The organism is Psychrobacillus lasiicapitis, assembly GCF_006861795.1.
GTDB classification, from domain to species: Bacteria; Bacillota; Bacilli; order Bacillales_A; family Planococcaceae; genus Psychrobacillus; species Psychrobacillus lasiicapitis.
On sequence record NZ_VDGH01000001.1, the window covers coordinates 545432 to 556936 of the forward strand.

Annotated in this window: 12 protein-coding genes; 2 read left to right on the forward strand and 10 right to left on the reverse strand. The window is 36.7% G+C overall.

The window, feature by feature from the left end:
• Nucleotide 1: 1 nt before the first annotated feature.
• The 4 genes from FG382_RS02745 to FG382_RS02760 form a co-directional block, all read right to left on the reverse strand.
• A complete protein-coding gene (locus FG382_RS02745) occupies nucleotides 2–1057 on the reverse strand; it encodes a nitric oxide synthase oxygenase (protein ID WP_142537327.1) in 1056 nt (351 codons plus the stop codon).
• A gap of 115 nt (nucleotides 1058–1172) precedes the next feature.
• On the reverse strand, nucleotides 1173–1586 hold the full coding sequence (locus FG382_RS02750) for a VOC family protein (RefSeq protein WP_142537411.1): 414 nt from the start codon (nucleotides 1584–1586) through the stop codon (nucleotides 1173–1175).
• A gap of 138 nt (nucleotides 1587–1724) precedes the next feature.
• On the reverse strand, nucleotides 1725–2297 hold the full coding sequence (locus tag FG382_RS02755) for a hypothetical protein (protein ID WP_142537328.1): 573 nt from the start codon (nucleotides 2295–2297) through the stop codon (nucleotides 1725–1727).
• Between the two features lie 230 nt (nucleotides 2298–2527).
• The gene (locus tag FG382_RS02760) at nucleotides 2528–3298 is read right to left on the reverse strand and encodes a M23 family metallopeptidase (protein WP_229677313.1); all 771 of its coding nucleotides are present in this window, start codon (nucleotides 3296–3298) and stop codon (nucleotides 2528–2530) included.
• A gap of 192 nt (nucleotides 3299–3490) precedes the next feature.
• On the opposite strand from FG382_RS02760, the gene FG382_RS02765 reads away from it, so the two are divergent.
• Nucleotides 3491–3907, forward strand: coding sequence for a DUF1284 domain-containing protein (locus FG382_RS02765; protein ID WP_142537329.1), 417 nt, complete (start codon nucleotides 3491–3493; stop codon nucleotides 3905–3907).
• A gap of 190 nt (nucleotides 3908–4097) precedes the next feature.
• On the opposite strand, the gene FG382_RS02770 is transcribed toward FG382_RS02765, so the two are convergent.
• From FG382_RS02770 to FG382_RS02795, 6 genes are all read right to left on the reverse strand, one after another.
• Nucleotides 4098–4277 carry a hypothetical protein gene (locus FG382_RS02770; protein ID WP_142537330.1) on the reverse strand — a complete coding sequence of 60 codons (180 nt, stop codon included), beginning with the start codon at nucleotides 4275–4277 and terminating at the stop codon, nucleotides 4098–4100.
• Between the two features lie 120 nt (nucleotides 4278–4397).
• Nucleotides 4398–6722 (reverse strand): RNA polymerase recycling motor HelD, encoded by a 2325-nt coding sequence (helD, locus tag FG382_RS02775; RefSeq protein ID WP_142537331.1) that lies wholly within the window; start codon nucleotides 6720–6722, stop codon nucleotides 4398–4400.
• 238 nt (nucleotides 6723–6960) lie between these two features.
• The gene (locus FG382_RS02780) at nucleotides 6961–7185 is read right to left on the reverse strand and encodes a hypothetical protein (RefSeq protein ID WP_229677312.1); all 225 of its coding nucleotides are present in this window, start codon (nucleotides 7183–7185) and stop codon (nucleotides 6961–6963) included.
• A gap of 202 nt (nucleotides 7186–7387) precedes the next feature.
• A complete protein-coding gene (locus FG382_RS02785) occupies nucleotides 7388–7828 on the reverse strand; it encodes a cell wall hydrolase (protein ID WP_142537333.1) in 441 nt (146 codons plus the stop codon).
• 214 nt (nucleotides 7829–8042) lie between these two features.
• Nucleotides 8043–8672: a lysozyme inhibitor LprI family protein gene (locus FG382_RS02790; protein ID WP_142537334.1), complete on the reverse strand. Its 630-nt coding sequence runs from the start codon at nucleotides 8670–8672 to the stop codon at nucleotides 8043–8045.
• Between the two features lie 293 nt (nucleotides 8673–8965).
• Complete coding sequence (locus FG382_RS02795) at nucleotides 8966–9337, reverse strand: DUF6843 domain-containing protein (protein ID WP_142537335.1); 372 nt, start codon at nucleotides 9335–9337, stop codon at nucleotides 8966–8968.
• A gap of 419 nt (nucleotides 9338–9756) precedes the next feature.
• On the opposite strand from FG382_RS02795, the gene FG382_RS02800 reads away from it, so the two are divergent.
• Nucleotides 9757–11448, forward strand: a complete 1692-nt coding sequence (locus FG382_RS02800; RefSeq protein ID WP_142537336.1) for a M3 family oligoendopeptidase — start codon at nucleotides 9757–9759, stop codon at nucleotides 11446–11448.
• The last annotated feature ends 57 nt before the right edge of the window (nucleotides 11449–11505 follow it).

Sequence of the window (11505 nt, forward strand, 5' to 3'; positions counted from 1 at the left end):
TTTAATAGGGGTCTTTTTGGTAAAAATAATTGGGCGTTTTCTTTTCATTTGCATAAGGTTTATGAAAAATATGAGTTGTCGCAGGTGATAACGGAGGAATTAGCCAACTCCAGTTACCTGTTACATCCCGGCCTGCTTCGTATTCATTTGCTTCAAAGCGTTTAAATTGCTGTGCTGCAGTATGGTGATCTACAATGCTCACCCCATCTTCTTTGTAAGAATATAAGACGGCGGCGTTCAGTTCTACTAATGCGCGGTCCTTCCATAAAGAAGAATTAGATTTCGTATTCAGTCCCATCTGTTCAGCAATTGTCGGCAGCATATTATAGCGATTTTCATCCGCTAGATTACGTGCCCCAATTTCAGTTCCCATATACCAGCCGTTAAAAGGAGCGGCTACATAGGAAGTACCCCCGACTTCCAGCTTCATACTTGAAATCATCGGAACGGCATACCATTTCAGCCCTAAATCGGTAAACCAGTCGAATTCCGGATGACGAATCGGTACTTCCAAAATAGATGCTTTTGGTATTTCAAACCATTTTGGTGGATTGTCTTTTAGTTGAATAACGAGCGGCAACACATCAAATGGTCCATTATTTCCTCTCCAGCCAAGCTTTTCACATACTTTTGTAAACCCTACCGAATCCGGATCTCCGATTATTCCATTTTCCATTTCGTATCCTGCATAACGGATCAATTGATGATTCCATATGCGAATATCTTGAGCAGAAAACACCGTAATAGTTGGACGAATTCTGCCATTATTCGTTGCGTATTCTATATGCGCAAAAAGCGCTTCAAATATGGACTCTTCTGTATGTAAATCTCTTTTATCTAGAACATGCAAGCTTTGCCAAAAGAGTCGACCAATGCATTTATTGCTATTGCGCCAAGCCATTTTGGCTCCATACGAGAGCTCATCTAGTGTTTGTTCATATGTACCCTGTGTTAAAATTTGTCGCTCTACTTCTATTAAACGAGTTGCCAGTTCTTGCTCCGATTGACCCGTTTCCTCATAATACATTTGGATAAAATTTTTCGCTTCATTGAGCATGTCAAAATCCCTCCTGCTGTCTCCCTCCATCATAGAAGAAACGGTGCGCTACTTACAAGTGCAAATCCATCGGAAGTTGTGAGGGATTTATGACAGGACTAGGTTTGTTCGCTTCTCAAGTAAGATATTTTTCTTTGAATATGGGGCTTAGTTCACTCCACACATCGAATTTGTTACCGTCTAAATCATAGAAAACAAAATTCCTACCTGCATGCCCTCTATTTTCTATTTCTCCAACTTTAATCTGTTTATCTATAAAGTCTCTGTGTACGTCTTCTAATGCGTTCAATCCATTCACTTCAAACGTTATCGAGAATCGTTCCTCTCCGTATATATCAACAAAATTGGAGCTTTGATTTTCATTTGACTTCACCAGAAAAAAACTTTGGTTGGCGAAGTTTAAAATGGCTTTGTCCTCGTCTTGATAGCTTAACTCTGCTTCTAATTTGTTCACATACCATTCTGACGCACTCTTAACATTAGATACTGGAATATAAATAGTTCCCACCCTTACTAATTTTTCACCCATTTGTTTCGATTTGTTCCCATCTTCCATAGATATCCCTCTTTCAATATATTGTAGGTTTACTTTCACACAATAATAGCTACATCGTTATTGAATATTATAATCATTCCACTCATGAATGAGTTGGATTTTTTTATAAAATCAATATGTTTCTACCGCATAATCTATCGCTTGTTTTCCATCATCAAACCAAATGACTAAGTACGTGCCATCTATACTAATCCACCCTACCTCAGGTCCAAGAAAATAAGAAATTACATTTTCAGTAGGAGAGTAAGAATGATTTTCATCTGGTTCTCCTAAAAGCTTTTGAATATCTTCTTTCGACTTACCCACCATCTCATATTCATCCAAAAAATCATAGACAAAATAGGCTCGGTCATCCGGTTCATTCACCCATTTTTCTATCGTAAAATTTAACTTTTCTTCATTTTTTCCTAATAAATTCACTAGAAAAAGAGATGGAAGGAAGCAAAGAACTGCAGTAATCAGTAACAAAATTTTACCTTTTAGCTCATTCGTAAACGTGCTCCGTTTCCAAAGAATGAATAATACTACCAAAACAGAGATTAATGGTAACAGAACTGCAGAAATACTTAACAAGCTATAAGAGGCAAAGAAAAAAGAGATGAAGAATGCAAGGGCAATATAAAGCGATATATGCACAAAAACACTGGTGGCTAATATACCTAATGTATAATTTTTGTTAATCAATTTTTCACCTCCAGCTAACTATTATGCTAATCCCTAATATTTAAAAAACAGTGCGATCGCTCTTGGAATCAAAAGAATGAAATCTATCATCGTCAAGGATTTATCCATTTTCTCATCGAAGGGGTCTTTATACGCCTGTGTATTTACTATGGTATCCCCCTGAATCGGCTCATTCCCGTCTTTAAACCGGATACGAATCGAATTACCATTTTCAAAATCAGGAGAATCCATTACTTGAAAATGAATATGAGGCTCAGAAGAATGACCTGAGTTACACATTTCCCAATCAGCTGCCCCTCTCTCACGACCTCTCCCACTTTTACTAAAATAGAATTCTGTTTGAAATGGGCAATCATACTAAATTCTTTATTTGCATGCTCAATCACAATATAGTTACCCTCTGGATTATTCGAATCCATTTCTCCGGGTACATTATCTTTTAGTCCATCCACTACTTTGACAATCTTCCCATCTCCCGGAGCTACTACATCTTCATCAAACGAGTAGAAGTTGTTATTCCCCATTTGAGTTTTTCTGTAAGATAAACCATCCTGTATTTTCACGAGGTCATAAGCATAGCGTTGACTTTCATAGGGATAATGGTAATTAATGAATTCATTTGCTCCGCCCCAAAACACAAACCATTCGCCTTTTAACGGCATTGTGTACATGTTGACTGTAAATCGATTATCACTCTGTTCATATGTAATAAATGGTTTTAAATATAAGCGTTGAATTCTTTTTTGCTCATCAAAAAAGACAGATATCGCCTTCTCCTTTTGATCATCTAACCATATATAATGAGTCATATCTTGGAAAGGGAGACTAAATTCAATTTGATAATAGTTGACTCCTCCATTAAAAGTAGAGGCTAGTTCAACAAATTGTTCTAAAGAAATTAGTTTTTGAAAATCAATTGAAGTGCATTTATAAATATTTTCATACTCTTCGTTAAGAAATATGCTTCCAAAATCCTCGGTATTCCCTAAACTACCATACATTTGGAAAACCTCCTAAGAAATTCTTAAAAACCTTCTTAAAGTTTTATACGAAATTCTAGTTGGAAAGTTTCATAGAAAAAACTAATTGATTAGAAATAATATGATATGATGAGTTATATTAGTTAACTTTATATACCACTTAGGTTAACATAAAAATTTCATTGATTGTATCTTTATGATTAGGAGGAAGATATGTATAAACTACGAGGGCATCATCTTTTTTGCCTTTTGGGCTATCGTGGAATGGGTTACTCCGAAGAATACGCTGAAAATATGACAGCTCTTCATCATTCATTGAGAGACAATCCGAAAACAATGATCAAAATTGTAAATGGTCCTGATCATTTGTGTGAAAAATACCCAAAAACAGCGGAATACCACTGCCAAAATGAGGATATTTACAAAAGAGATGCTGCTATTTTAGGAAAAATAGGGTTTAAAATAGGACAAGTTCTGAGATGGGAGGATATTGAATCACATATTCGCAACTACATCGTTCCCGCCGACGTACAGATTGTGTGCGAAACATGTTCCTGGCGTTCATACGGAGTTTGTGAAGAAGGAATCAAAGCAATTAAAGAAGGGAAAGGGTTAAGACAAATAAATTAACCTCCCCCCTTTCTATTCAACCTAATTTAGTCTAGGATAATGCTACTTAACTGTTCATATTCTTTCTTCCACTTATTTGATTTACCTATGAATTCATCTACTTTAGGATTCACTATGATATTTGTCATTATGAACCACCCTCTGGAATTTTACGATTTTCACTAAAAGTTAAATAAAACGTATGAAATTCTTACAAAAAAACGAGCATTGCAAAAATCATTGAAAGTGTTAATCCAGCGCTCCATAAACATCCTAGGACTTTTTGGTTATGTATATTTTTACCTTGTTTTAGTTTTTCTAAAAGCTGTACCAAATTCAAAAACCATAGCACTGAAAAAAATGGCACCGCTAATAAATATATAAATTCCATACGATTCCCTACCTCCTATTTTTGGTCCTTATCCCGTATTATTTTTAAAAAATGGCCTAGAAAAGAAAATCGCTATAGACCTTCTTTTCCAAGCCTCGCTAAAGATCAGCTAGCCCTCTTCTAGCTTCTAACCAAATACTCCGAATCAATATCGAGCAGTAACGGACTTGGTTCTCCTACACTATAGAGCTGCAAATAATGCATTGCTCGAGTGCAGGCTGTGTAAAACAATCTGCGTAATCGCTCATTGCCGTACACTTCAGCTGAAGCGTCATAGATGATAACGGCATCGAATTCAATACCTTTGGCTAAATAGGCAGGTATCACCACAACCCCTTGTTCATATTCCATGGAGTTACTTTTCACAAGCTTTATTTCATCGATATTACCTAAAGCCTTGTATGCAGCGGCACTTTCCTCAGCGGATTTACATATAATTGCAATCGTCTGATACGCTTGCTTTTGCAAATTGGATACCTTGTAAACGATCTGACGATGTAGCTCTTCCTTATTAGTCAATTGAGTCAATACAGGTACTTCGCCATCTCGGTCGAAAGCGACAATCTGTTTCCCGTTAGGCACAAGTCGTCGTGTTAATTCAACGATTGGTCGTGTGGATCTGTAACTACGTGTCAGATTAATCGTATTCGTTTCATTCGGTCCATATAAGTTCGTAAGTGTATCAAAATCTACCGTTTCGCTTGCATGGGCGAATATCCCTTGGTTAAAGTCGCCAAGCACTGTCATTTTTGCGGAAGGAAACAATCGTTTCAAAAACTCAAATTGAAACGGAGAATAATCTTGCGCTTCGTCTATAAGTACATGTTTAATGGAAGTATTCGTTTGAAAACCTTGTATCAACTCTTTCAAAAGCAGAAACGGAGTAGCATCCTCGTAGAACAGCTTCCCTTCATCTAACATTTTCAAAGTCAGCTGGCAAATACCCTCCCATTCTTCCGGTATTTCCCCCTTCATCCACGTCAAGTTGGTGAACAGCTGTTTATATATCCCCTTGATGTCTATGAAGTGGAGCATCTGAATCCCTTTTCGTATCGACTTAAATTTCTGACGAACGATCAATTGAGCTAGGGCTTCCGGTTCCATCTCGTAATCGTCAGCGGATTCTCCTCTAAAACCACGTTTCTTCCGTAAGTAGTTATAAGCCTTTTGGTAGTCATCTTCACTGAGCAGCTCAATTTCTTCCTGCACCCAAGCCTTATTTCGCTCGCGTCTCATCGCTTCTTCGACTTGTCTATTTAGCCATTCCGTTAACTTTTCCACTCTGTTATGAAAACGAAGGGAGGTGTCCTTTCTATAAAAACGTTCATTGATTTTCTTGGCAGTAACAATCGATTCTCCTCTAAATGTAATTCCTTTGAATAGCAATCCAGCTGCCTCCAGTGATTCTCGGTATGTTTTGATTGCCTCAAAAAAACGAACCGATGCTTTGAAACGGATGCTTGCTGTTCTAACTTGGTATAAAGGCTGATCAGTTGCAGTCAACACGTATTCCAATTGTTTATAAGGACCTTCTACTTTAAATTCATCGCTTAATCGGTGATTTAAGTATTCTTGGAATGTGACCTGCTGCATATTTTCTTCTCCAAGTTCCGGCAATACATTGGAGACATAGCTGTTAAACATCGAATTAGGGGAAAATAAAATGATTTGATCTGCTTTCAATTTATCTCGATATTTATAAAGTAAATAAGCAATCCGCTGAAGAGCAGCTGATGTCTTGCCACTTCCTGCCGAGCCTTGAACGATAAGCAATCGCCCATGATCATGTCGGATGATCCGGTTTTGCTCCTGTTGAATAGTTGAGACAATACTATGCATATGTTTATCCGTACTTTTACCAAGCACCTGCTGTAAAATCTCGTCACCAATTGTAAGACTTGTATCGAACATAGATTCCACAACTCCACCGCGGATAATATATTGCCATTTTTGCTCCAACATACCGCCGATGATTCCTTCTGGCGTAGTATATTCAGCAGGTCCTGGTGAATAATTGTAATAGATACTTGAGATTGGCGCCCGCCAGTCATAGATCAGAAAGTCCTCTCCGCTTGAATCCATAAGGGTAGAAGTGCCTATATAAATTCTTTCCGTTTCGGAAGTTCCTTCTTCTGCAAAATCGATCCGTCCAAAATATGGTATGTGCTGCATGCGCTTAAGTGCGGACAGTTTATTGGACACTTGCCTATGCGTGCTTTGGCTGATAGACAGATTCTGTGCCTGCTGCCTTAAGCTAATAACGGTCTCCAAATAATCATCGAACGTATCCACATTAACCTTAACGTCATCCCAAAAATGCTTGCGAAAACTAACCACCTCTTCACGGTGCATGTCAGTTTCTTCCTGCAGCTTCTCAATTTGCTCGGTAATTACCTCCATAACGTTGTTTAATCGATCTTGTTCTTGGACAAGTTTCGTATTCATATCAAGCGCTCCTTTATTAAAATAAAAAATGGGGGTTGACGAGAAAAAATTCTTGCGGTATACTTATAGTAGGGAAAATATAAAGTAACGTACAAAAAATGTGTTTCTATATAACTTTATCATGTTTTATTCATCTTATCAATCTATTTTATACAAATATATCAGGTGGCAGATTCTTTCGTAAGGAGGATTTTCCACCTTTCTATTTATTAGTTTTTCACTTTTTTGGCTCCACCTGCTATGTTTGGGTAACTATTAAAATAATAAAAATAAATGTCATAATAATAATACTGGCTAATGAAGCAAATTTTACATACTGAATAGCACCTGACGAAATTTCTGGCTCTTCTTTATACATCCACCGTTTTCCCCATAGCATACTTTCTTTCGGACAAAAATAACTCCAGATCAACACCCCATAAATGGGAATCATTAAAATAAATCCTATAATTATATCCGCCATTATCACCATCTCCTCGAAAATCATTAATTAGTTTACGTTTGAATTTTCGAATAGTTTCAGTATATAGCCTCACTATCTGTCTTAAATGGTGGAATGACAAAAAGGGAACACCCATTAAACCGGGGAGTTCCCTTTTTAGTTCCTTCGTAATAATAAAAGTTCCACCGCAAAAATTCTGAAATCATCACATTTGTTAAGCTCCCTACCCCCTATAAACACTATCACATGTTCCCGGTGCTGGTTCATAAAAACAATGCTGCTTAAATTGACCAGTTAAAGGCTGATCGTACCAGGTTGGAGGGCAAGGACCATAGGGATTAAAATACCAAAGCGCGTATTTTGCCGGATGATCTCTCCAGTAATCTAAAACCTGTTTGGCTAATTTTTTCTCGACGCCTCTTGCTCTTTCATAAAACAAATTACCTTTCTGTACAGCTTCAAAAGAATAATTTCCACCCTGCACTTGATAAATAACATCTTCAATGGATCTTAAATCTCTAAAGTCTATACACTCGGCTAAAACGCGATTAACAATTACATTCCCAACATATAACATGCCTTGTTGCCCTTCGCCTTCGGCTTCCGCTCTCATCATCCTTGCTATTAAATCCACGTCTGAACTTTTGTATTTTACTCTTGGCATTTATTCACCTCAATAATATAGTATGATAAAAAGCATCTATTGTTGTCATTGTAAAAAAATATGAAAGCCTTCTTTTTATTATTGTATTTAGCCTTAAAATTTCGCCAAGGAATCGCTACTCCATATTAACCAATTGAACCAATAGCCTGTGTTCATACAAAAGCTCTAGACAATGGAGGCACTGACGAAGCAGTTTTGTTTTTACGCTGGATTATTACTTCATATATTTAGCAACTAACAGATAACATCTTCCTCTTGTAAGACCCGCTTGCGTGGCCACATATTCCAATCCTTCCATGGAACCACCCTCATACTTTAATGATGCTTCTTTAGCTGCTTCATCTCTATGTTTTACCCAGTCCCGTTGTTCTTCTCTTAATTGGTCCATCTGTTCGGCACTGAGCTGTTCTTTCAACACTCCGTAAATTTTGTTCAATTCCACATCCCATTTTTTATATCTCTCCGCCTCTTGTTCTTCCAACTCTATCGTTGTTGTTCCGGCTTCTGAATGTCTATCCGCTTCTTCCATCTCATTAAGCCTCTTAAGATACTCATCTTTATTACTTATTTTCATTTCGTCATCACTATTACTGGATTTAAAAGGCTGTCCATTAGCTGACTTTGAAGATGTATCTTCTTGATCATTTAGTTCAGTGTTGTCTGCTCCCTCAGCAGAGCTTTCTGTTTTATCCGTTAAATCCTTATTTGTTGTCTCATCTTCTCTACCCTGAGTTGTGCTCTCGGTCGATTCGTCACTTAAATCATCAGAAGCGTTACCACAACCTGCTAATATTGCTGCAACTAAAGTAAACATTACTATTATTATTTTTCGATTATTCCTCAATTTAAATACTCCTTTTTTAGTTTCTATATTACCTGCTCCTTAACTTTAAAACGTTCGAGAGGAATGGAGGTTCCACTATTAAGGAAAACTTTCCAGTTTATAATAACTCCAATTCTTTAAATTTATTAATCCACATATACCTGCTACTCAGTTAAACAAAACTTATAATTGCAGCCCAATCTTCTTCAGAAAAATTGGTAGAACCAAACAATATAAACGTAATTCTGCAAAAGGCTGAAAGGCATTAACTCCCTATGAATTAAAGACCCCCTCAGTTGAATAAGAAAACTTCGTTAATAACATTGTTCTTGATTTGGATCAAACGTTCTCGTCATTCTTTCGGATAACAGATTACCGTTCGAAGTGTATCCACCGATAGGAAATTCTGTAATGTTTATTTCATTTATTGGCTTTCCATCTTTGTCTACATAGTAAGCTTTTTCTTTGTGCCACCCTAAATCTGTAATAAATGTATATGGTGATGAAGTTAGAATATCTCCGTGTTCAGACACTACAAACAACAATGTATCATTTACAATTTCCAATTCTTTCTCATTAGGCTGATTGAAATTTACATTAATACATCCTTTGAAACCTTCAAGTAAATGATAAACGATGGTAGTTTCAGTATTTGGTTTACTTATCCACCATACGATGCCTACCATCAAAACTAAACTAATTAATATCCAACTTTTCTTACCCTTATCTTCACTCCAATCATTGATAAACTACACTTTACTTAACCTCTTTCTGTAATGTTTTCTTTTTGATATGAACTATATCGATATTTTAAAGGTAATATTTCACAATAAATCACCAATATCAGATTGATGCTTTTATAAAAATAGCCCTTGAAAAACGTGCACACTTAACTAAAATTCCGAATTAGTAGAATAGGCTACAAGTGCCTTTTAAGCGTGTCTTTTCATTAATAAAGACAATATATTCATTTAGGTATGAAAATTAATTATAAAACTTCTCTGTAATTTCTCTTCATAATCAATTTTTTCTGAATTTATATATATTGCTTTTAAAAGTAAATTATATTACTCTTTAAAGTAATCACTATTTTAGGAGGAGAAAAATGAATAATATTAAGCAAAAGGACTCCATTATAAATATTGACCATTATGAAAAAGACTTTGAAATAATGTTGAATGCCTTTAAAAATGCAAAATCTTTTGAAGAGCAAAATATCCAGTTTGAAATACTGAACTATCACCGCAATGCTTATCAGGCTTCAGAAAACGAAGCAAGGATTAATTTCTTTAGGGATATGTCAAATACTGAATACAATAACCAACATGCCTTTTTCCAAGACTCTGAGCCACGCTGGCTAAAGATGACAGCGAAATACTACAGAGAGATTCTGAAAGCAAAATTTAGGAAACAACTTGAGAGAAAGTGGGGCAATCAACTATTTAAAATAGCTAAGATTAAGCTGAAAACTTATTCTGATGAAGTACAAGAAGATATCAGAATGGAAAATCGCCTTGTATCCGAGTACCAGGAGCTTTTGGGAAAAGCGATTATTCCTTTCGACGAAAAAAAGCTAAGATTAAGCACCTTGGCTTCATATCTAGAATCACCTGACCGGAAGATACGAAAAGAAGCCTTTGAAGCAAAATCGATTTATTTCAAACGACATGCCTCCGATTTTGACCGAATCCTTGATGAACTGGTTAAGACACGCAATCGAATCGCAAAAAAGTTAGGTTATTCGTCCTTTGTGAAACTAGGATATGACCGAATGCACAGAACAGGACATACACCCGAAGACATTGTAAATTATCACAAGCAAGTAAAAGAACATGGGGTGCAGTTCATTTCTGCTCTTAGGAAGAAACAGTTGAAACGTATTAACATTTCCAATCTGAAATATTATGATGAGAGCTATTTCTTCAAGAACGGTTCCCCCTCGCCTATCGGGAAACATGAGGAGTTCTTAGAGATTTATCGGTTTATATTTCATGAACTGTCATCTGAAACTGGTAGATTTTTTGATGAACTGATAGAAAAAGAGAACATTGACGTGGAATCACGTACAAATAAAATGGGTGGAGCTTTCGCGTCGTATAGTGGTCCGGAAGTTGCCCCATTTATCTTTGCGAATTTCAACGGCACATCTAATGATGTCAGGGTTTTTGCCCATGAAGCGGGGCATGCCTTTCAGTTTTATATGAGCCGCCACTCCAAAATCCTTGAGTACATTATACCGTATGATTCATGTGAGATATTTTCTTTCACAATGGAACGGTTTGTCTGGCCTTGGATGGAACTGTTTTTTGGTGAAGATACGCAGAAATATCATTTTTCCAACTTGACCGAGGCATTTATTTATATGCCAGTTGTATCAGTTGTTGATGAATTCGAGCATTTCCTTTATGAATTCCCGACAGCCACCATGCAAGCCCGGAAGCAAAAGTGGAGAGAGTTGGAGCACGAGTACTTGCCTGAACGAGACTATGATGGCAATGAATTTTTAGACAAAGGCACTGGATTTTATGAAATAGGACATCTTTTCACTTCGCCTTTTTATTATATAGACTATGATTTAGCACATTTTGCTGCTGTCCAGCTATGGATCAAACAGAAAGATGACCCTAAATATGCTTGGGAAAGCTTCTTGAAAATGTGTAACCAAGGGGGACGACTCTCATATCCTGAACTTTTGAAGATCGCAAATCTTGAATCTCCTTTTGAAGATGGAAGCATGGAGAGACTTCTTGAAAAGGTCAAGAATTGGATCGATCAGGTGGATGACGATTCATTTTAATAGTAAGACTATGGGTAGCCGAAATGGCATTTTCGGCTACTCGTTCTAGCATTTAAA